Raw genomic sequence first — 21577 nt, 5'->3', positions numbered from 1 at the left:
TCTGTTGAGGGATATCTCTGGTATTACCGAGGTCTGCTTTTGGTGTAACCGGCGGTGTAGCCGTGCTCATCCACCAACCGGTCAAAGATGCGTTTAGCCGTATGGCGTTGCTTGCGATTCCGGCGCTGGTCCTCACCCAACCACCCTTCGATGATGTGCTCGAACCCGGTCAACACCGACGCACCGGGCCTGTTCAAGGGTGCCGGCAGTGCTGGGGAGAAATCTTCCTGCTGCGCATACTTGGCCACCGAGGCCCGGCTCACCCCCAACCTTTTAGCGATCTCACGCACTGGGACTCCCTGGGAATCAAGTCTTCTGATATTTTCTTGTACGGACATGGGTACCGTCATCTGCTTTCCAGCCCTTCCGGCGCATACGCTTCGCAATGGCAGCGCCGTAAGGAACTTATCTAAGGTGGCGGGCCCATGCCCCCTGACACTCTGGGCAGGACCCCGAACCACCGGGTGATCTCTATCTCCAAGCCAACCCCTGGAAATCATGATTTCCGGAAAGAAATAGCTGGCCTAATTCTTACCGCTCTTTTGGCCTGAAACAGGCCACCAACTTGGCTCACATTCCTGGCTGAAACGACCTACAAATCGTTGATCACACACAGATCACCTCCGCCCGCATCGAACAGCTCCGCCAGCTCGGCGGCCTCGGCTGGGTGACCGCGTTGCGTTCCGTGCAGATCAAAGCACTAATGGCCCCAGACGGACCCGTGCAGCAGACCCTGTTCGACGAGACAAACCTGGTCGAGATCAGCCACCCCGACTACCCCGGCGAACGACTCGTCGCCTGCCGTAACCCCGCGCTGGCCGACAAACGCGCCCACAAACGCGCCGAGCTGCTCGTCGCTACCGAAGCGAGTCTGACCACCATCAGCGCCGGCGTTACCGCTGGCCGCCTGAGCAAGGCCGGGCCGATTGGGATCCGTGTTGGGAAAGTCGTCACCCGTTACAACATGGCTAAACACTTCATCCTGACCATCGACGACGGCCAGTTCACCTTCACCCGTGACGAGGAAAACATTCAGGCAGAAGCAGCATTCGACGGGATTTACATCATCCGCACCTCGGTGCCCGCCACCAGCATGGACACCAACAGGGTCGTCACCACCTACAAGTCGTTGGCCGGTGTTGAGCGAGACTTCCGCTCGATCAAAAGCATTGATCTGGATTTGCGGCCTATCCACCACTGGACCGACAAACGCGTCCGCTCCCACGTGTTCATCTGCATGCTCACCGACCACCTGATCTGGCACCTCCGTCAGGCCTGGGCACCACTGACCTTCACCGACGAACACCGACCCGACTCGGTCGATCCCGTCGCGCCCGCCCAGCGCTCCGCTGCCGCGCAACTCAAAGCATCAACGCAGACCACGCCTACCGGCGAGGCCGCCTACAGCTTCACCGGGCTCCTGGATCACCTCGCGACGCTGACCCGCAACCGCATGCACATCACCGGCCAAGACGACGACATCACCTTCGATCTGATCGCCACACCCACCCCGATCCAACGTCGCGCCTTTGAACTACTCGGCCAAACCATCCCACAAAAACTTAAGTAGCCAAACACCGCAATCGTGTGAACCACAAAACCCCCGATCAAACCCCATAAATGCGTCCACAAACCACGTAACTTCGGCTTAGAGCCGAAATGGCCTACTTAAACTTGACGAAACACACCCTCATAGCCGACCAAGTCGATCTCCACAAACCCGGGGACGGCATCGTCCCACTCGGCTCAGGTGCGGATCAGAATCTGCGACTTCAACAGCATTCCCAGGCTTGGTATGGGACCGGCCTCGCGACATCATGGTGAATCGTTCCGGTCCCAGCCGGCGGTCAATCGTCGCGGCGCTCATCCGCACCAGCAGGGCCGCTTCAGCGTCCGTGACATCGAGTTCCCCATCGCGGCGTAGCAACGGCACCAACACGGCCAGCATCGGCGCGAGGCGCTTGCCGAGTGGTGCTCGCAGCACCGCCCAACACTTCACCAACGCCACTGTCACCCGCGGGCTATAGGTCGGCGCGCGCCCGGCGCGAGGCTTCACGACCTTCAGCGTCAACGCGCCCTGCAAAGCCGCCCTGACATAATCGCGATGCCACCCAGTCAGCTCAACCAGCTCATCCAGGATCTGGGACTTGCCCGCACAGTCCGCACACCGATAGGTGAGTGCTTTCTTCTTCGTCACAGCCTGCCGCTGTCTCATTGTCAGCTCCATAGAAACGGGCGCAACCCACATCCACTGCGATGTTCAGATCCCATGCCGAAGCGAGGGTTTTCATCTGAGGCAATGTATAGGGCTACGCGGAGGTTTCTTATGAGTCAACGCGAAGGCTTGACTTCGTCTGGCGCCAAGCACTAATGTCAGGTCAACCACACAAGCCGACTTTGATAAGAAGTGTCTCTAAGGCTCACGAAGACGTGAAAGCCAGTGACGGATTTTTTCGGAGTATATGCCCGTGTGACGTTAGGACAGTTCCGTCAACATCGAGTTGCAACCAGGAGGCTAAATTGAAAAAGAAAGACCTTACCACAGCCAGCGCCATCGCGCTGGCGACTGTAATGCTGATAAGTGGGTGCGGCGGCAGCGCTGGACCAGTAGATGGCAATGATTCAGGTGATCAGGAACTTTCGGTCTGGCTGATGGAAGGCGAGATCCCGGAGGCCACCGTCACATCGATCACTGACCAGTTCAAGGAACAGACCGGCACCACCGTGAAGGTGGAACTCCAGCAGTGGGATGGTATAAATACGAAACTCATCACGGCGCTGGCGACCAATGATCCACCGGATGTTATGCAGATTGGGAATACCAATGTGCCGCTGTTTGCAGCAACCGGCGGATTGGTAGACATCACTCAATATAAAGATGACTTCTATGAGAGTGATTCGTGGCTAGCCGGCTTGGCCGGTCCAGCTGTTTTCGACGAGAAGCTATTCGCCGTACCTCTGGCCGGAAATTCGAGAGCGGTAATGTATGACAAGGGAATGTGGGCAGATGCAGGAATCGACGCACCACCAACTTCGTTTGAAGAGTTAGAGCGCGCCCTAGATCTTATTAAGTCTCAAAACAGCGAGCCTGACTTTTCCCCAATGTATTTGGCTGGGGTGAACTGGTACGTTGCTCTGTCCTTCCTCTATGACGCAGGTGGATCGTTGGCAAAGCAGGTCGATGGGAAGTGGGTCGGCCAGCTCTCTACCCCCGAATCTCTCAAGGGGCTAGGACAGTTCGTAGAGTTCCAGAACAAGTACTCATCTGTGGCGTCGCGTACCGTGCCTAGTGGTGGACCTGACAGCGCGGTGGTATTTGCGAGCGGTCGAGCATCGTCGATAATCGATAGTTCTGGCAGCCTTGGCACCGTTCTAAGAACTAACCCCGAGCTTGAGGGTCAGGTCGGGAGCTTCGCGATGCCTAGCCAGAACAACCCCGGTGAACTGATGCCAGCTTTCATGGGTGGGTCTGACATGGGAATGGCGAAGAACAGCACAAACAAGGAACTGGGGTTGGAGTTTTTGAAGTTCATCTCATCTGAATCAGTACAGGCTGAAATCGTCGCGGCGACGGGAGCTTCTCCTGGTTCAGAAGCACAGCTCCAGGCACTTCTTCCAACGATCGATGAATTCGCTCAACCGTTCTGGGACGCGGCAAAGAACAGCATATCCGTACCGCCGACTCCAGGATGGGCGACATTAGAGTCCGACGGTTCACCTGCTGATTTTTTCTCCCAATTGACGCGGGGGCAAAAATCGATTGAGAGCCTCGCGAAGACATTCGATGACCACATCAATGAAGCGCTGAACGCGTCTTACTAACAGAAAATATGTCAATCGAAAAATCCGACGATCGGATACCCGATGACTCCCAAGTGGCTGCTGTTGTAGACCAGCAGCAGCCACTTGGCGGGGCTCGCAAAAAGGCTCGTAAGTGGACAACCCCCCTGGTGCTATTGGCGCCCGCCGGCATCATCCTCAGTTTCGTGTTGGTATTCCCACTCATTCGGCTTATCTTCATCTCGTTCCAAGATTACGGACTAACAGCACTATTTTCGGGCGTGATCGAGTGGGCCGGGTTCGGTAACTACATCGCGATATTCACCGATGCTCAGTTCTTACCGGTTATGTGGCGAACGCTCTGGTTCACGGCCACACTAGTTCTCGGTTGCGTCGTGATCGGCATGTGTTTTGCAGAAATGATGGTGCGTCTCAATAGGAAGATGCTCGTCGTTTTCAATTTCATTTTGATAATGGCGTGGGCTGTTCCAACGGTGGCGTCTACGCTGATATGGCGGTGGCTCTTCGATCCGGTTTACGGCGTCATCAACTGGATGATTACCCAGGTGGGCGTGTTCGGGGATTTCACGAATCACAGTTGGCTCGGGTCACAGGCAGGTGCGCTGTTCACTATCTGGCTCTTAAAGGTCTGGATTTCCGTACCTTTCGTTGCACTTACGGTATACGCAGCACAGTCTCAGATACATAAAGAGTATTACGAGGCAGCCATGCTCGACGGCGCGAACGGTTGGACGATCTATCGATCTGTGACACTGCCCTTCTTGCGCCCGGTGCTTTACCTCGTGACCATCCTTTCTATGATCTGGCACTTCAACACCTTCAACGAGATTTGGATTCTTACGCAAGGTGGCCCAGATGGCGACACTACAATTTTGAGTATTTGGGCATTCCAAAAGGCCTTTGCATCTAACTCATTTGGACAAGGCGCAGCAATTGCTGTCGTGACCGGCATCGCACTACTAGTGCTGACCGCTTATTATGTCCGGTCGTTGAACCGCGCGGGAGAGCAGCTATGACGATAACTCGAAATCATGCGGCCGAATCTCGACGGGCGAGTTTCCGAAAACATCGAGGAGCACACGTGCTCGCCGGCGCGTTGTGTCTGATTTGGGTTTTCCCAATCTATTGGATGGTGAACACCTCGTTCAAGACGGCGCCAAACATATTGAGGACCACCCCGCAGTTCTTTCCGAGTCCCTTCACCTTCGAAAATTACGTGAACGTGTTTACGAAACCAAACTTCTTATCGTCGCTGATAAACAGCCTCTCAATCTCGATAGTTGTGGTCGGTATCTCAATTGTGTTCGCGTTTTTGGCTACTACTGCATTGACGAAGTTCAACTTCAAAGGCCGACACTTAATACTTATTCTGATCCTCGCGGTTCAGATGATACCGAGTACGGCACTTTTGATTCCACTCTTCCTGACATTTAGGGACGCAGGTTTGTTGAATAGTTATGCGGGTCTCGCGTTGGCTTACATTGCCACTGTGCTCCCATTCAGTATTTGGATATTGCGTGGATTCTTCCACTCGATCCCTGTCGAGATTGAAGAGGCCGCGAGAATGGATGGAGCGGGTACGGCGCGGATTCTGCGAAGTATATACTTCCCGTTGCTACTACCTGGGCTGATAGCTACCAGCGTTTTTGCTTTCATCACCGCCTGGAACGACTACATCACTGCACTGGTTTTCATGGCCGATTCGAGCAAATATACGCTTCCAATTTGGTTAGTATCATTCAGCACGGAAGATGGAGTAGATTACGGGGGACTCATCGCTGGATCGGTCATCTTCGCCTTGCCTGTTACTATTTTCTTCTTAATTGTTCAACGAAATCTCGTGCAGGGAATATCTTCTGGTGGGGTGAAAGGTTGAGGCCACCGGCGTTATTGCAACGGTTCAGTTTCGCTCTCGAAGCTCGGCAGCAGTAGTAGGTCGGTCAATTTGTTCCTGAGTCTGGATCACGACGGGGACTCGACTATTGGTAGGGGACTTGTCAGGCTGTCTCACCTGGAGGTTGGCCTTCGCGGATCGCAGATCATGTGCCTGAGCGTGTTCACAGCCGCGGTTCAGCTATATGCAACGACTTCGAAACGTTGTTGACCCGGTGATCATGGATAACCGCAGGGGTGTCGTCGACGGTGATGTACCTGCTGTTTGTGTGGGTAGCCGATGGCTGGAGGAAGTAGCAGTCCGGCGTGATGCGCAGAAGTATTGCGGGAGAACATGCCGCGCATCGTCGTTGCGTTAAGCCGTGTTAGTGCACGTAGCGCGGCTCGGTCGAGCATCGTGATGAGTATCCGAAAATGATGGCGGTATAAGAGAGCGTTTCGACCCGACTGGTTTTGGAGCGTAGTCGTTGCGCGGGTGGGTGCGTCGGGCTCGGATCGACTAGCGCCAGCGGGGATAACCGATTTCCAGCGAATTAAAGCGGATGCGACGAAGACCGTGGACCGCTGGCGAGTAGGGCTTGGTGGTAGCGCGAGTCTGGACAGTTCGGAGCACGATTCCGGGTACATGGAAGCGCTCGGGGCGTGGGGCTGCTCTGCTGTGAGATGACGACACATGGGGTGTTGTCGTTTCATTTTTGGAGGGCGGATTCATGGCGGACTATCGGAAGATCTTGGTGCTGGTACTGGGAGGGCACAGTTACCGCGAGGTCGTAGAGATCGCGGGGTGCTCGCACCGTGATGTGGTACGGGTGCGGCAGGAAGTTCAGGAGTGGGGTCTGACCTCGGCGGTCGCGGTCAGCGACACTGAGCTCGCGCAGTGGTTCCCGGACGGGCGGCGGAGAGTGTCGGAGGAGTACAACCAGCCCGACCTGTCGCGGGTGTTGGCGTCGATGAAACAGAATCGGCACTTCACTCTGCTGTTGGCCTGGCGTCGATACGTTGACACCAAAGACGCGGGGAAGAAGTATGGGTATTCGCAGTTGTTCTGCGCCCTGTTCACTGACTACCTCCGCACCTACGATTTGGTGGCGGTGCTCCGGCACGAGCCGGGCTGGGCGATGCTGGTGGACTGGGCCAGGGACACGATGGACGTCGTCGACACGGTCACCGGGGAGGTGCCCGCGCGGTGCTGTTCGTCGCGGTGTTGCCGTTCTCGGGCGCGATGTTCTGCCGCGCCTATGCGGATATGAAGTCCCCAGCCTGGCTCGACGCCCACGTGCAACCGTTCGCGTTCTTTGGTGGCGTGGCACAGATCGTTGTGTCGGACAACCCGACGACCTCGACCCACCAGACTCACAAGGGCGACGCGGAGCGGGTAGTGAGCGCGCGATATCAGAAGCTCGCCGACCATTATAGATGCTCAATGGTCCCGGCGAGAGTGAAGAAACCCCGCGATAAGGCTGCGGCCGAAAATGCGGTGAACGTGGTGAACAAGCGCGTCATCGGCTATCTCGACGAGACGTGTTCACGACCCTGAGCGAGCTGAACGCGGCGATCGAGGAGCGGGTGAGGGAGATCGACCACGATATCCGCTGCGCCGACGACACGACCCGGTGGGAGAGGTTTCAAACCGAGGAAGCCGCATTCCTCGGCCCGCTGCCTGACGCCGGACGCAACGGTATTCTGTGCCGTTCGCGTTGGCAGGCCGGTTGCTGCGGGTGAGGCTGACATCGTCCCAGGTGACCGTCTTCGACGGGCACGAGAGAATCAGCGAACACCCCAGGCTGACGGGCCACAAAGGGCAATACTCGACGCTGCCGGAACACGTCCCGCCGCAACACCGCAACATCGACGGGCTGTGGTCCCGGCATTGGTTTACTGACCGGGCCCGCAGCGTGGGCCCGCAACAGTTCAGATCATCGAGCAGATCCTCGATGGGCAAGTGATCGAGGCGCAGGGCTATTTTGCTTATCAGAACATCCTCGACGGGCTCGGCAAGAACAACCGGGAACGCCTGGAGGCGGCCTGCCAAGAACTCGTGAATCGCCGCGCCCATCCGACCTATACGACCCTGAAGCGCCTAATGGCGGCGATCGACAGCGACGCGAAAAAGCCTCGGCCGGTGGTCCCGGCGGCCTCGACACGCAAACGCGTCAGTACCGTCGTTTTCCTGGACACCGTTTCGGACGTCTATGTTCGCGACGCCTACCACTATGCACGCGACGAGGAGGGGAAGTGATGTTCACCAGCATCGATTACGATAATTTCCGGGCCGTGCGCGTGATCCATGTCGCGACCCGGCTGGAGGAACTCATCCAGGACGAAACCTACGACACCCTCACCCCGAGCAGCTGTTCCTCACCACCGTCGACGACGCGTTGGAGTCCCGACGCATCAACAAGGTCGACAGACTCATCCGTCAGGCCGCCTTCCCGATCCCGGCGCGACCGTCGCCGAGGTCGACTACCGCGACGGGCTCGGCATCACCCCGGTCAGAATGCGACGATATGCCGCACATGACTGGCGCTCGGACCCGACGAACCTGCTCATCATCTTGCCCACCGGAGGCGGGAAAACCTACCTCGCCTGCACACTGGCCATCGGCGCCTGCCAGAGTGAACACTCGGTTCCCTACTTCCGGATGGACGACCTCGCGCGAAGGCTAATCATCGCCCACGGCGACGGCATCGCCCACCAGAAACTATTGAACGAGCTTTCCAATATCGACCTGCTCATCATCGATGACTTCCTCACCGTCGTCATCGATAGCGACGCTGCCAGCGATCTGTTCGCGATCCTTGCGAACCGCGAGCACCGGCTGCCAACGATGATTGCCTCGCAGACCGGGCCGGCGCACTGGGTTGCCGAACTGCCCGACCGCGTTGCGGCGGACTCGATCGTGAACCGCCTCGCCAACAACGCCAGGATCATCAACCTCGGCCAGATCGACATGCGCCGACACCGCAACGACCAAGCCCGAGCCCACGAGGCCTACTGGGAATAACTCCGGAGTGGCCCGGGCACCCCGCCCCGGCCGCTACCACCTCGTCAGAACCGCGCTACCATCAACCCCTACTTGCCACCGCATCCGGCAAGCTCGAGGCTCATCTGGCGTTGGGGACAGGATGGCAATAACGATCGATGAGATGTCTCGAATGCATTGGTCGTTTGTTGAGGGTTGTCTCGTAAATGAGCATGGGATTAGCGTTGATAGTGATGTCAATATGTTCTGACAAGAGGGAGAAATTTGCAGTAGTATTTGGTGATGATGAGTTCGACCGAGGCCCCGTAACCGAGGGAAGGGGTTGCCGAGTTTTTGAAAAAGGACCCGGCGATGCATAGTTCGGTCGGTTCCGAGTCTGCTGCCAAGGAGTTAGGAAATCTTATTTCTGGAGCATGCAATGACTGGTGCCTCAGACGAGGCTTCGGTTTGTCAACTACATCCTGCGGAGGACTGCATCACGATGCCGTCCTGGTCCGCGGGCGAAAATGTACAGAAGGGGAGTTCAATCATGTCCACTCATGACAATCTGACCGAATCAGCTGGTCGATTGACTATGGCAGATTTCGCGCGAGTTCGGCAGGTCCGCGCGAAGGATCCGTCGTCGATCGCCCGCTACTTGGAGTCGCGTAGTCGTCGGCAGCTACTTTTGGGTGACGATCGGCTGCTCATTATCGCAGCCGACCATCCTGCACGTGGCGCGCTCGCAGTGGGGAGTGATCCCATGGCGATGGCGAGCAGGTACGATCTTCTTCGACGCATTGTGTTGGCACTTTCCCGGCCTGGCGTTGATGGTGTGCTCGGCACGCCGGATATTCTTGAAGACTTGGCGATCCTCGGCGTACTTGACGGCAAGCTCGCTGTGGGTTCGATGAACCGTGGCGGATTACGCGGTGCCGTGTTCGAAATGGACGATCGCTACACTGCGTACGACGTTGACTCCATGGTGCGTTCGAAACTCGACATGGCGAAGCTACTTGTTCGCATCAGTCTCGATGACCCTGCAACGCCTGGTGCGCTTGAGTCTGCGGCGAACGCGGTGACGAGATCTGCGGAGATGGCGTTGCCATTAATGATTGAACCGTTCATGAGCCACAGAGTAAACGAACGTATCGTCAACGACTTTAGCGCGGAAGCCGTGATCACGTCGATTGCAATCGCATCTGCGCTCGGGGCCAGTTCGGCCTATTCATGGCTGAAGCTGCCGGTCGTCCCCGACATGGAACGCGCTCTTGAAGCGACGACTCTACCTACGCTTTTGCTTGGGGGCGATCTCAACGGAGATGCGGTCGGGACATATAAGTTGTGGGGCCGCGCGTTGGCGCTGGACGGTGTGCATGGATTAACGGTCGGTCGCACACTGCTCTATCCGGAGGATGGTGATGTTGCAGGCGCCGTCGACGCTGCCGCCGCGCTAGTACACGGCTGAAGCGAATCGATATTTACGTCTAACTTTAGGATTATCATGAACGATACCACTGGGTTGCCCGTCATCACCCATTCGATTGGCGGCGCTCCCACTTTTCTTCGAGTGGACGCACAACGCCAGTCTATGATCCCGCGCTCGGAGCGCAGACGAAAGTACTGGCTCCAGCTGACGAGCGGGATGTCGAGTTCGCTGTTCGAGCCGCGTCAGCAGCGTTCTCTACTTGGACTGCGCTGCCTATGGACAAACGATAGACGATCATCTTCCGGTTCTGTGAGCTGCTCGTGAAGCGAAAGGACGAACTCGCGGTGTCCATCACCAGCGAGCACGGAAAGATGCTTTCTGACGCTATCGGGGAGATACAACGCAGTCTCAAGGTCGTCGAGCTAGCGTGTGGGTTCCCTCATCTGATTCAGGGTGATTTTTCCGAGGATGTCTCGACTGGGGTGGATCTCTATTCCACCAAACGACCATTAGGTGTTGTGGGTATCGTCAGCCCGTTCAATTTCCCAGCCGTGGTCCCACTCTGGTTCTTTCCAATTACAATCGCCGTCGGCAACACAGTCGTGCTGAAGCCTAGTGAGAAAGTGCCTTCTGCAGCCGTCTGGATGGCTGAGCTGTGGAAAGAGGCAGGATTGCCTGATGGGGTCTTTAGTGTGCTCCACGGCGACAAGCTCGCAGTCGATGGGCTTCTGAATCAGCCTAAAATTAAGTCGATCTCTTTCGTGGGGTCGACGCCCAACGTCAAATATATCTATGAGGGTGCTGCGAAGGCAGGCAAACGCATAGAAGCTCTCGGCGGCTGCCGTGATGGCGATCTCCATGTCATTCCTCGGTGGCCGGCCGGCGATGGTCACCGCGGCAGCTGGATCGGTGGCCCTGGTAATTGGGCCGATGGTCGCTGTGTACGGCGTCGAGAACGTGCTGCCGACGGTGCTGCTTGCCGGAATAATTCAGGTCGCATTCGGGCTCAGCGGCATGGCCCGAGTGGTCAGATTCATCCCGCGATCGGTGATGCTCCGTTTCGTCAACGCCCTCGGCGTGCTGATCTTCATGGCCCAAGTCGGCAACTTGCTAAACGTCGACTGGCCGGTGTATGTCATCGGCATGATTACCCTGATCATCGTGGTGCTGCTTCCCCGGTTTACCGAGGCGGTGCCAGCACCGCTAGTTGCGATCGTGCTGATCACCGCCGCGACGATGATCTTCGGCATCAATGTGCCGACCGTCGGTAACGAGGGAAACATTTCCGGCGTACTCCCGGGCCTGACGCCATTGCTGGTTCCGCTCAACATCAACACCCTCGGTATCGTCGGGCCGACGGCGCTCGGGGTGGCTTTCGTTGGAGTACTGGAATCGTTGCTCACTGCGAAGATGGTGGACGACATCACCGACTCCCAATCCTCTAAGGGCCGCGAGTCCTGGGCTCTCGGCGTGGCCAACATCCTGGCCGGCTTGTACGGCGGCGTAGCTGGCTGTGCGATGGTCGGACAGACCGTGATGAACGTGAAGTTGGGCCGGGCACGGACGAGATTGTCGACGCTGGTAGCGGGAGTCTTCTTGCTGGTGTTGGCCGTGGTGATCTCACCGCTTATGGAAGCCCCCCCGATGTCAGCGCTGGCCGTGGTGATGATGATCGTGGCGGTTTGTACGGTCAACTGGCACAGTGTCCATCCGGCGACGCTTCGCCGGATGCCGGTGCCCGAGACACTGGTGATGGTGTCCACCATCATTGTCACGGTCGCCACGGAAAATCTAGCCATCGGCATCGGTGTCGGGGTGCTATTAGCGATGATGCTGTTTGCCCGCCGGGTCGCGGCGGTCACCGAGGTCGATCGGCTGCTGGATGCCAGCGGCCAGGTCGTTCGGTACCATGTCAGGGGCCCGCTGTTCTTTGCCACCAGCAACGTTCTCGTTGAGCAGTTCCATCATGCCGAGGACCCGAACCGGATCATCATTGACATGCCCGAGTCTCACGTCTGGGATGCCTCCAGCGTCGCCGCCCGAGATGCCATCGCGACTAAATATGCCGCCCGCTCAGCGTCGGTAGATATCCAGGGCTTGAACGACCATAGTCACGGGTTCCATGGCCGGCTGACCGGCAGACTGAACGATGACTAGTGACGTATCACGTGAACAACTATATAGGCGGTATCAGCTGCCCGAAGAAGACCCTCGAGTACGCCGCGCAGTACCGGGGCAAGTCGGAGATGCACGGACTCACCGACATCTCGCCGGTGGGGATGGCGGCCGCAATGCACCTCGGTCTCGCCATCCACAACTTCGGCATTCCGGAATACATTACGCACGGCGCAAAGGCGGATGCGACCTTCAAGCAGTCGTTCACCTTCGTCGACGGCATGCTTCATCCTGGCGACAAGCCAGGGCTCGGTGTCGAGCTCAACTTCGACGAAGCGGGCAAATACCCGGACGAACGGGCTTACCTTCCCTGCAACCGCCTCGCTGACGGAACGGTGCAGGACTGGTGACATCGGTCGTCGTCATGGGTGTTTCAGGCAGTGGCAAATCGACTATCGGTGCTCTGCTAGCCGAGAGGTTTGGCGTGCCCTTCGTCGACGCGGACTCATTGCATCCACCGGCGAACATAGCCAAGATGGCTGGCGGTATACCGCTTAGTGACGACGATCGCTGGCCATGGCTCGCGCGCGTCGCCAACGAGCTCGCAAGCAGCCCATCGGGGTTGGTGGTCGCGTGCTCGGCGCTCAGGAGGTCATACCGGGATGCGATCCGCCGGGACAGCAAAGATATATTCTTCCTGCACCTCGCGTTGCCAGCAGAGACACTCTCCGTTCGGATGGAATCGCGCCCTGAACACTTCATGCCGAGCTCGTTACTGCGGAGCCAGCTCGCCACACTTGAAGTACTGGGTCCAGGAGAGCGGGGTGTGCGGGTCGATGGATCACTTTCGCCGACCGCCGTCGTCGTCGCGTGCGAAAAGGCGATCTTGGCGTCGTCATCGTTATTGGCATCGAAGTCAACCGATCGTACTCAGGAGGATGGCAGGCACGGCCCGTCGGCAGCGCACTACCCAACCTCGAGAACCTCGATTTGAAGCCGCCAATCACCCGAGTGCACCGACCCTGCCGGACGGTGTTCGACTGACCCGCATCCGAGACAACGGGAACTTCTTCGTTCGTGGGATCCTCTTCCACGTCAGCCGCACCCTGTTCGGCACCCTCGCCAACCTCGTAGAAGCAGAATCATCCATGATGGTCTTCGACGACCAGGGCACGCTACTCATCGAGCACCAGTGGCCGGCGCCCGGAACCAAGTACGCCGACAGCGCCCTACCTCGTGGGCCTCGCGGACCACGCCGACCCCGCTAAGTGTCAGAAATGTCCTGATGCAGTTTTGGTGTGCTGCGGATATTTCGGACAGTGGGCCCTCTTAAAATGGGGGTTCACTGAAAGTAGAGATCAGCATGACCACAGCACGCCGGAAATTTACCCAAGAGTTCAGAGATGAGTTGTGTCGGGAGGTGATCAGCACCTCGAAGCCGATCAGGGACGTGGCCGAGTCCTACGGGGTCGGCCACGAAACATTGCGCAACTGGCTGATCAAGTATCGCGACGCGAACGGTGGCACCGAGACGGAGCTGACCGTCCCCGAGCGAGCCCGTCTCAAGGCGCTCGAGCGGGAAAATCAGGAGCTCAAGGCTGAGACCCAATTTTTGAAAAAAGCGGCCGCTTACTTCGCGCGGGAGCAGCGGTAGTGAGCAAGTACGAATTCCTCGACTCCCAAAAGGCTGAGTCCAACAACCGGAATCCTGTCGTGAATATGTGCCGCTGGTTGGAGGTGTCAACCTCTGGTTTCTACCACTGGCGGACGCGACCCCAATCGGCGACATCGGTCCGCCGGGAAACCCTCCTGGCGCGGATCCGACACTATTTTGAGGAGTCTGACGGCACTTACGGGTATCGGCGAATCCACGCGGACCTGACCGCCGAGCAGACGCAGTGTTCCCCCGAACTCGTCCGGTAGCTGATGCGCCAGGAAGGCCTCGTGGCCTGCCAACCACGGCCAATCCGGGTCACGACGGAAGCCGACGCGTTGGCCGCAGCGAACATGCCCGACCTTGTCAAACGCGACTTCACCGCCGAGCGTCCGGGCGTGAAGTTCATCGGAGACATCACGTAATCGGTGCAGTTCACGGTTATGTGCAGTTGGTGGGCGCGCGCGGTTGGGCGCGTTGAGATAGTTGGTCTTCGGGGTAGCTGGGTCTTGTCGTAACGGCACATAATCGTGACTCTTCTTGTATCCGATTGGTTCGGAAGACAAGGAGAAGATGATGTCAGATTTTGAGAAGTGGAGCGTGGAGGCGGTGCTCGTCGCGTTCGATGAGCATCTGCGCCGAGCGCGCGGTGTCTGCGTGGGGACGCGGCGTAACTATGTCCGATTCGTGGGCGCGTTCTTGGAGACGGTGTTCTGTGATGGTCTGGTGGAGGTCGGGGTGATTTGCGTGCGCGACGTCGTCGACTTTGTCAGTGCGATGACGCGTCGTTATCAGTCGGTGACGGTGGAATTGGTGGCGACTTCGCTGCGGTCGTTTTTTCGGTTCCTGCGCGCTGCGGGTCTGCGCGCTGACCGGTTGGAGGACGCAGTCCCGATGGTTCTGCATCGTCGAACGGGTCTCGTTCGGTATCTGGATTCGGCGCGTTTCGATCAGTTGATTGCATCACTGGATTCGTCCTCACCGCGTGGGTTGCGTGATCGGGCGATTATCTTTTGCGTGGCTCGGTTGGGACTACGATCCAGTGAGGTTGCTCGGTTGCAGTTCGAGGATATCGACTGGCTTCAGGGTGTGGTTCGGGTTCGCAGCCGCAAGACTGGTCATGGTGCGTTGCTGCCATTGACCGGTGAAGTCGGGACAGCGTTGGCGGACTATCTGCAACACGGCCGCCCAGCCAGCGATACCCGGCAGGTGTTCGTGCTGCATCGTCTACGGGTCGGCGCACCCATCAGCGACAGCATTATTGGTCGTGCCGTGGACAATGCGTTACGCCAAGCGGGCATCGCCGCGCCGGTGCGCGGAGCGAACCTGCTGCGTCATTCGCTGGCCACCGACTTGCTCGCCCATGGCGCCGGTTTGAGTGAGATCGCCGACGTGCTCGGACATTCCTCTCTGTCCACAACTCGTATTTACGCGGCGGTTGATGTCGAGGCGTTGCGTCACGTCGGCCTGCCGTGGCCGCAGGTGATGTCATGACGGGCATTGCCGCGGCATTGGCGGAGGATTATGTCGCGTTACGCCACGGTTTGGGCTATCACTCACCGACGCAAGATCGTTCGCTGCGCGCCTTCGCTCGATTCTTGGATAGGGATAGTCACGAGGGTCCGATCCCGTTGGAGTTGAGCCTGGAGTGGGCGACCTCGACCGACTCGGCAGATCCGTGCAATCCGGCACGAAGGTTGACGACAGTGCGCGGCTTCCTGCGTCAGATGTCCGCCCTGGACGGCGCCACCGAGGTCCCCGCATCGGGACTGCTCGGTCCGACAGGCGGCCGTAAACCGCCGCACGTGTATTCCGACCGCGAGATCAGCGACCTGCTGCACGCTGCCGCCAGCCTGTCCCCGGCCCGCGGATTGCGGCCGCACTGCTACGTTACGTTGTTCGGTCTGATCGCCTGCACCGGGCTGCGGATCTCTGAAGCGCTGGCCCTGTCGTCTGCTGACGTCGACATGGTCGGCGGCATGCTCACCATCCGGGCGGGCAAGCGCGGTCTGCAACGGCTGGTGCCACTGCACCCCAGCGCACTGATACCGCTACAGGACTACGCCACCGAACGCTCACACCGCTATGGCACGCCCAGTGACGCTGAGGCGTTCTTCCGCACCGATCGCAGCGATCAGGTCTGTTATAGCGCCGCCAATCACACTTTCATCGTGCTACGCCGGCAGCTTGGCTGGAGCGCGGCAGGGCGCACCCGAATACCACGGGTGCATGACCTGCGGCACAGGATGGTGGGGCGGCGGATCCAGGCATGGCATGCCGAAGGCGTGGACGTCGACGCCAAGATTGCGGTGTTGGCAACATATCTCGGTCACGTCGAGGTGCGGGATGTCTACTGGTATCTTTCTGCTGTTCCGGAACTGATGGGCATCGTCGCGGACCGCTTCGAAGCCTTCGCGGAAAGCCCTCTGGAGGGTCTGTCATGAGGACACCGCAGATCGGGTTCCCGCAACTCGTGCAGGACTTCTTCCTACGGCGTCTGGTCCAGCAACGCGGAGTCAGTGCTCGTACCGTGGAAAGCTACCGTGACGCGTTCGAGTTGCTGTTCGGTTTCGTCGAGGAAAGCACCGGCAAGCCACCCACCGCGCTCGTGCTGGCTGACCTCGATGCACCGCTGGTGCTGGACTTCCTCGACCACCTCGAGACAGTGCGCGGCAACAGTGCACGCACCCGCCACGCGCGGCTGGCCGCGATTCACTCCTTCATGCGCTACGCGGCCATACGAGATCCCGCGTCGCTGCCGACCACCACCCGAGTGCTAGCGATCCCAGCGAAACGGTTCGACCGGCCCGTGCTGGGCTATCTCACCCGTGAACAGGTCACCGCGATCCTGGCAGCGCCTGACCGCGCCACCTGGAGTGGTCAGCGTGACGCAGTCCTGCTCGCTACCGCCTACAACACGGGAGCCCGGGTATCCGAACTCACCGGGTTGCGCGTCGGTGACGTGCTGGTAGACCGGCAGAACGCCGTGCACCTGCACGGCAAGGGCCGCAAGGAACGGGCCATACCGTTATGGGCCAACACCGCGGCCGAGCTTCGCATCTGGATGGCCAAGATCAGTCCCGCACCCACCGCGCCGGTGTTCCCCAACCGGGCCGGTGCAGCGCTGACCCGCTCCGGAGTGCGTGATCGGCTTGCACGGGCCGTCGCGACAGCCGAACGGGAATGTCCGTCCCTGCACGGATTGGACATCTCGCCGCACACGCTACGCCACACGACGGCAATGCACCTGCTGGAATCGGGTACCGATATCGCCGTGATCGCGTTGTGGCTAGGCCACGCCAGTCCCGCCACGACTCACCAGTATCTCGAAGCCAGCCTTGCCGCCAAGGAAGCCGTCTTACAACGGTTGACCGATCCAAGCCCAGCACCAACGCGGTTCCAGCCTCGCGACGGTCTCCTCACGTTCCTGCAGAACTTGTGATTATGTGCAGCCCTAGGACACGAAACACCTGCGCCCAACCGCGCGCGCCCACCAACTGCACATAACCGTGAACTGCACCGAATAGGTGTTATGTCGAGCTCGACATAACACCTATATCCACACCTGGCAGGGGTTCGTCTACCTGGCCACGGTCATCGACTGCTACTCGAAGAAAGTCGTCGGCTGGTCCATTGCCGATCACATGCGCACCGAACTCGTCGAAGACGCCCTGAAAAATGCAGCTGCAACGACCCTGATCGCGCCTGACGCAATTTGGCACTCCGATCGCGGAAGTGTCTACACCTCAGCCGTCTACCGGACCCTGGTGACAAGTCTGGGCATGCGCTCATCTATGGGCCGCACCGGCGTCTGCCTGTTAACCGGCTAATCCCTGGAGGATGACGCAGTTTACCGCGACACGCCGGGCCGGATGTGCTTGATTCAGCCGGGCAGTGGAGGTACTCCTGTCTCATGAGAACCGACACGGATCTTTGGCTTGAGCGCGACGGCGAGTATTGGACGCTGGGCGGCCCGGGCGCACCGAGTTTTTCTGTTGTCAACGAGTATCTGAGTTATCTGGCCGACCGGAACTACTCACCACGGACGGTTCGTGCCTATGGGTTCGATCTTCTGAATTTTGTGCGGTGGCTTCTCGCTTCCAACTTGACCGTGGCTATGATCACCACCGATGCGTTGCTGCAGTATTTGGCGGTGTGCCGTCAGGCTCAGATACCCGGCCGTCCGGGTCCGAACGTGGTTTCTCTGCAGGGGCAGCGGTTGGATCGCTATGCGGCGACGACGATCAACCGTCGAATGGCCGCGATCAGCAGCCTGTTCATTTTCCTCGCAATGCGGGATCCCGACTTGAAGAACCCGGTCCCGAAGGGTCGGGAGGCGCGTCGAATCACGGCGGCTGAACGAACTGGACTGTTGGGCCATCTCACCCGCCCGAAGCCGCGCTCGGCGTTGCGTCTTCGTGAGCCCCGCCGACTCCCGCGATCGCTGAGCCGCGAGGAGACCACCGACCTGCTGAACAGTTTGCGCACCTGGCGGGATCGGGCTATTGCCGGACTGATGCTGTTTTGCGGGCTGCGATCGTGCGAGGTCCTCGCCCTGCAGATCAAGGACGTCGACATCGGTGCCAGGTGGCTGCTCGTCTCGGGCAAAGGCTCCAAGGAACGCCGTGTTCCGCTTGACCGTGACGTCGCCGGCGTCATTCAAACATATTTGCTTGCCGAGCGACCTGAGACCAGCAGCCATACGTTGTTCGTCGTGGCGAAGGGCCCCACTCGTGGGGCACCGCTGACCGCGGCGGGTCTTCGCACCATCTTTCGTTACCACCGCGTCCAGTCGGGAGTCGTCGCGGGTAACGCCCATGCGCTGCGCCACACGTTCGGCACCGCGTTGGCGGAAGCTGGCGTTGATCTGGCCGTGATGCAGGCCCTGCTGGGTCATACCCACGTTGATACCACCACCCGTTACATTCATCTGGCACCCGCCCATGTGAAAGCTGAATATGATGCTGCCCGCACCCGTCAACGCACCACATGCTGAGTCCACCGCCAGCATTGCTGGCGCCTGCGCCGCCCATCTAGCACGCACCCACCGCGGCAATACCGCCTACACCCAGGCCGCAAAGACGTTCCTCGCCCGCTTTCCTGGGATCCAAGACTGGGCAGACCGCCCGCTGGACGAGCGTCTTTCTGTGAACCAATCGCTGCGGCCGTTCCTGACGTTTCCGATTCTGACGCGGCGGTTGCAGCCCGGCTACGACTATCTTCTCGCCCGTAAATTCAGCAGCATCTGGCGTGATCTCGGCGGAACGCCTCTGGAAGATGACTTGACCCGATTCGTGGCTGCGGCCCGTGAGCAGGGATACAGCGAACGAGTGACCTCGGCCATGGCCTCGCAGATCGTTCTGCGTCTCCTCGTCGGTTCGGGCCGGCCCTTGAACGAACTCACACCTCGGGACTTCGATGATCTGGCGTTGGCCGGCGTCGCCCGTGAGCAACGCACCGGAGCGAGGTGGCGTCATTACCGGGACACGATGCCCGCTACTCGGCAGGTGCTGTTTCACCTCGGCATCGTGCACGACTCGGCCTCGTCCACACATCGACTGCCGACCACGGAACGGCTCGTCACCGTCCCGGAGCCGCTGCGCGACGCTCTGGTGCGCTATCTCAACCGCAAGAGTGTGACGTGTGTCCCGGGCACGATTACCGGTTTGACGATACGGTTGGCGCACTTCGGCCGGATCGTGACTGCCGTGGATCCGACGCTGACGTCTTTGGCCGAGCTGGATCGGTGCCGCCATATCGAGCCCTATCTCATCACCGTGTCTCGGGAGGTGAGCAGTAAGACGGGCCTGCGCTTCTCCAAAGCCGATCAGGCGCGCCGCATTCACGCGATCTCCAATTTTCTCAGCGAGATCACCGAGTGGGGGTGGCCTGACGCCCCGCCGCGGCGGCTACTGTTCCGGTCCGATATTCCCCGACTGCCGCGCCCCCTGCCCCGATACCTTCCACCCGACGCCAACCGGGCCCTGGCCGAGCAACTCACCCGATCCAACAACCGTCTGGCCGCTGATGCTCTACTCCTGCAGCGCGCGTGCGGGCTGCGCATCGGTGAGCTACTCGATTTGGAATTGGACTGTGTTCACGAGGTCCCGGGCAATGGGTCCTGGCTCAAAGTTCCGCTGGGCAAATTCGACACAGAACGCATGGTGCCCCTCGATGATGACACCCTCGATCTGCTCGACCGCATCAGCACCACACGGTCTGCCGGCCGGCCCCTACTCAACCCTCGGACGGGTCGCCCGGCCGATTTCCTCTTCACCCATCACGGCCGCCACCTCAGCCAGAATGCGGTCCGGGACGAGCTCGCCCGCGCCGGAGAAGCCGCCGGCCTGGGCAAGCTGACCCCACACCAGCTCCGCCACACCTACGCCACCGCTCTGGTCAACGCCGGAGTCTCCCTGCAAGCGCTCATAGCGCTCCTCGGCCACGTCTCAGCGCAAATGAGTCTGCGCTACGGTCAACTGTTCGACAGCACCATCCGCACCGAATACGAACGCGCCCTCGACCTGGCCAAAGCCCACATTGGACCGATGAATACCAGCCCCACAGCCGGCCGGACCACCCTGGCCTTGGTCAACATTAGCCACGGAGACTGGCGAGAAACACCCACCATCAAAGCGCGCATGGCCGGCGGCTACTGCCTCCGCGCGCCCGCACAGAAAGCCTGCCCCTACGCCAACATCTGCGAGCACTGCCCCAGCTATCGAACCGACGACACCCACACGCCTGTCCTCACCGCGCAGCGCGCCGATGCTCAACTCCTCGCCCGAGACGCCGAAGCCCGAGGCTGGACCAGCGAAGCCGAACGCCACCGCAAACTCATCGACCGCCTCGACACCCTCATCAGCCAGGCGCACACCGGTTGACGACCACCAACCGTCACCAGCAGATTGAACAGGCCCTGACCGACCTGCACCACGCTGGTGTCCGAGTGAGCATCGCAGCCATTGCAACCCACACCGGAATCGCGCGCGCCACTCTCTATCGCCACCCCGAACTCATCGCCCTCATCAACGAGCACCGCGCGCATATCGGCACCGACCTCACCCTCACCGGACTCCACACAGACATCGTGCACCTCCGCATCGGCATCGACGCCCTCGCCGAACGCGTCCGCCACCACGAGGAACGCCTCCGACACCTCGAACGAGGCCGCGCGACGGGGAGCAAAACCTAAATAATCGAAAGACAATCCATACCGAATAATCGACCCCGATTAGCCGGTTAATCCAACGATAATCCGTTCTCGGAGTCGGAGTTCCGCACGATGAAATATCGACCGAACTACCCCGGCACCTTCCCCGACATCGAGCAGGCTCGCGCGTTCATGGGCTGGTATGTGTCCTGGTACAACGCTAACCATAAGCACTCCGGCATCGCCCTGTTCTCACCCAACGAGGTCCACGACGGCACCTGGCACGAACTCTGGGTGCGACGTGAGCAGACCCAGCAGACCTACTACGACAAGCATCCCGAACGGTTCCGCAACCGCCCATCCACCCCGGCACCAGCAGGCATCGTCGGCATCAACCTTCCCAAGCCGGATACCGAAACTGACACCGAACGACTCCAGGCAGCTCGACAACGCCCGCCTTCCCAGTAAATAAAGGGAAGTTAGGGGGTTTTCTCACTCCCGGCATCGGTGTTTGCCCATGCCTGAAACAGACTGCTGGTAATGTGCTGTCGACGCTTCAGAAAGAGCAGT

At 59.5% G+C, this 21577-nt stretch carries 22 protein-coding genes and 5 pseudogenes; 25 read left to right on the top strand and 2 right to left on the bottom strand.

The annotated features are described in order from the left end of the window. Positions 1–23: 23 nt before the first annotated feature. Entirely contained in the window at positions 24–290 is a 267-nt protein-coding gene (locus ABD112_RS14495; protein ID WP_343926887.1) for a hypothetical protein, read from the bottom strand. Between the two features lie 308 nt (positions 291–598). On the opposite strand from ABD112_RS14495, the gene ABD112_RS14490 reads away from it, so the two are divergent. Beyond that, positions 599–1570, top strand: coding sequence for an IS1634 family transposase (locus ABD112_RS14490; protein WP_425563853.1), 972 nt, complete (start codon positions 599–601; stop codon positions 1568–1570). Positions 1571–1690: 120 nt separating this feature from the next. Here ABD112_RS14490 and ABD112_RS14485 read toward each other — a convergent pair whose 3' ends face one another. After that, on the bottom strand, positions 1691–2197 hold the full coding sequence (locus ABD112_RS14485; protein WP_343926871.1) for a hypothetical protein: 507 nt from the start codon (positions 2195–2197) through the stop codon (positions 1691–1693). Between the two features lie 323 nt (positions 2198–2520). Between ABD112_RS14485 and ABD112_RS14480 the strand changes: the two genes are divergently transcribed. From ABD112_RS14480 to ABD112_RS14370, 24 genes and pseudogenes are all read left to right on the top strand, one after another. After that, positions 2521–3822, top strand: a complete 1302-nt coding sequence (locus ABD112_RS14480) for an extracellular solute-binding protein (RefSeq protein ID WP_343926870.1) — start codon at positions 2521–2523, stop codon at positions 3820–3822. A gap of 8 nt (positions 3823–3830) precedes the next feature. Beyond that, entirely contained in the window at positions 3831–4817 is a 987-nt protein-coding gene (locus tag ABD112_RS14475) for a carbohydrate ABC transporter permease (protein ID WP_343926869.1), read from the top strand. Between the two features lie 65 nt (positions 4818–4882). Beyond that, a complete protein-coding gene (locus ABD112_RS14470) occupies positions 4883–5677 on the top strand; it encodes a carbohydrate ABC transporter permease (RefSeq protein WP_343926868.1) in 795 nt (264 codons plus the stop codon). A 727-nt stretch (positions 5678–6404) separates the two neighbouring features. After that, positions 6405–6944, top strand: coding sequence for a hypothetical protein (locus ABD112_RS14465; RefSeq protein ID WP_343926886.1), 540 nt, complete (start codon positions 6405–6407; stop codon positions 6942–6944). Next, the gene (locus tag ABD112_RS14460; RefSeq protein WP_343926884.1) at positions 6917–7231 is read left to right on the top strand and encodes a hypothetical protein; all 315 of its coding nucleotides are present in this window, start codon (positions 6917–6919) and stop codon (positions 7229–7231) included. Before ABD112_RS14465 ends, ABD112_RS14460 begins: the two co-directional genes overlap by 28 nt. Further along, positions 7216–7416, top strand: coding sequence for a hypothetical protein (locus tag ABD112_RS14455; protein ID WP_343926867.1), 201 nt, complete (start codon positions 7216–7218; stop codon positions 7414–7416). The genes ABD112_RS14460 and ABD112_RS14455 overlap by 16 nt, the downstream gene beginning before the upstream one ends. Further along, positions 7380–7640: a Mu transposase domain-containing protein gene (locus tag ABD112_RS14655; RefSeq protein ID WP_425563850.1), complete on the top strand. Its 261-nt coding sequence runs from the start codon at positions 7380–7382 to the stop codon at positions 7638–7640. The genes ABD112_RS14455 and ABD112_RS14655 overlap by 37 nt, the downstream gene beginning before the upstream one ends. Further along, on the top strand, positions 7637–7933 hold the full coding sequence (locus tag ABD112_RS14450) for a hypothetical protein (RefSeq protein ID WP_343926866.1): 297 nt from the start codon (positions 7637–7639) through the stop codon (positions 7931–7933). The genes ABD112_RS14655 and ABD112_RS14450 overlap by 4 nt, the downstream gene beginning before the upstream one ends. A gap of 48 nt (positions 7934–7981) precedes the next feature. Further along, positions 7982–8698 (top strand): ATP-binding protein, encoded by a 717-nt coding sequence (locus tag ABD112_RS14445; RefSeq protein WP_343926865.1) that lies wholly within the window; start codon positions 7982–7984, stop codon positions 8696–8698. Between the two features lie 553 nt (positions 8699–9251). Next, entirely contained in the window at positions 9252–10124 is an 873-nt protein-coding gene (locus ABD112_RS14440) for a Cgl0159 family (beta/alpha)8-fold protein (RefSeq protein ID WP_425563852.1), read from the top strand. A gap of 155 nt (positions 10125–10279) precedes the next feature. Further along, positions 10280–10858 (top strand): annotated as a pseudogene (locus ABD112_RS14435) (aldehyde dehydrogenase family protein); the annotation flags it as partial. 73 nt (positions 10859–10931) lie between these two features. After that, the gene (locus ABD112_RS14430; RefSeq protein WP_343926883.1) at positions 10932–12242 is read left to right on the top strand and encodes a SulP family inorganic anion transporter; all 1311 of its coding nucleotides are present in this window, start codon (positions 10932–10934) and stop codon (positions 12240–12242) included. Between the two features lie 14 nt (positions 12243–12256). Next, positions 12257–12610: pseudogene (locus ABD112_RS14425) on the top strand (enolase C-terminal domain-like protein); the annotation flags it as partial. 14 nt (positions 12611–12624) lie between these two features. Next, positions 12625–13194 carry a gluconokinase gene (locus ABD112_RS14420; protein WP_343926882.1) on the top strand — a complete coding sequence of 190 codons (570 nt, stop codon included), beginning with the start codon at positions 12625–12627 and terminating at the stop codon, positions 13192–13194. After that, entirely contained in the window at positions 13139–13468 is a 330-nt protein-coding gene (locus ABD112_RS14415) for a hypothetical protein (RefSeq protein ID WP_343926863.1), read from the top strand. Before ABD112_RS14420 ends, ABD112_RS14415 begins: the two co-directional genes overlap by 56 nt. A gap of 95 nt (positions 13469–13563) precedes the next feature. Then, positions 13564–14276, top strand: a pseudogene (locus ABD112_RS14410) (IS3 family transposase); the annotation flags it as partial. A gap of 154 nt (positions 14277–14430) precedes the next feature. Then, on the top strand, positions 14431–15348 hold the full coding sequence (locus tag ABD112_RS14405) for a site-specific integrase (RefSeq protein ID WP_343926862.1): 918 nt from the start codon (positions 14431–14433) through the stop codon (positions 15346–15348). Further along, positions 15345–16298, top strand: a complete 954-nt coding sequence (locus ABD112_RS14400) for a tyrosine-type recombinase/integrase (RefSeq protein ID WP_343926861.1) — start codon at positions 15345–15347, stop codon at positions 16296–16298. The genes ABD112_RS14405 and ABD112_RS14400 overlap by 4 nt, the downstream gene beginning before the upstream one ends. Then, a complete protein-coding gene (locus tag ABD112_RS14395) occupies positions 16295–17296 on the top strand; it encodes a site-specific integrase (protein WP_343926860.1) in 1002 nt (333 codons plus the stop codon). The genes ABD112_RS14400 and ABD112_RS14395 overlap by 4 nt, the downstream gene beginning before the upstream one ends. A gap of 109 nt (positions 17297–17405) precedes the next feature. After that, positions 17406–17669: pseudogene (locus ABD112_RS14390) on the top strand (DDE-type integrase/transposase/recombinase); the annotation flags it as partial. Between the two features lie 98 nt (positions 17670–17767). Next, positions 17768–18850: a tyrosine-type recombinase/integrase gene (locus ABD112_RS14385; protein ID WP_343926859.1), complete on the top strand. Its 1083-nt coding sequence runs from the start codon at positions 17768–17770 to the stop codon at positions 18848–18850. Continuing rightward, on the top strand, positions 18813–20738 hold the full coding sequence (locus ABD112_RS14380) for a tyrosine-type recombinase/integrase (RefSeq protein WP_343926858.1): 1926 nt from the start codon (positions 18813–18815) through the stop codon (positions 20736–20738). Before ABD112_RS14385 ends, ABD112_RS14380 begins: the two co-directional genes overlap by 38 nt. Further along, positions 20735–21049, top strand: coding sequence for a hypothetical protein (locus ABD112_RS14375; RefSeq protein ID WP_343926857.1), 315 nt, complete (start codon positions 20735–20737; stop codon positions 21047–21049). Before ABD112_RS14380 ends, ABD112_RS14375 begins: the two co-directional genes overlap by 4 nt. A gap of 66 nt (positions 21050–21115) precedes the next feature. After that, positions 21116–21475: pseudogene (locus ABD112_RS14370) on the top strand (integrase core domain-containing protein); the annotation flags it as partial. Positions 21476–21577: the final 102 nt, after the last annotated feature.

The sequence above is a fragment of the Rhodoglobus aureus genome (assembly GCF_039527955.1).
Taxonomy (GTDB): domain Bacteria; phylum Actinomycetota; class Actinomycetes; order Actinomycetales; family Microbacteriaceae; genus Rhodoglobus; species Rhodoglobus aureus.
This window is presented reverse-complemented; position numbering and strand designations above follow the sequence as displayed.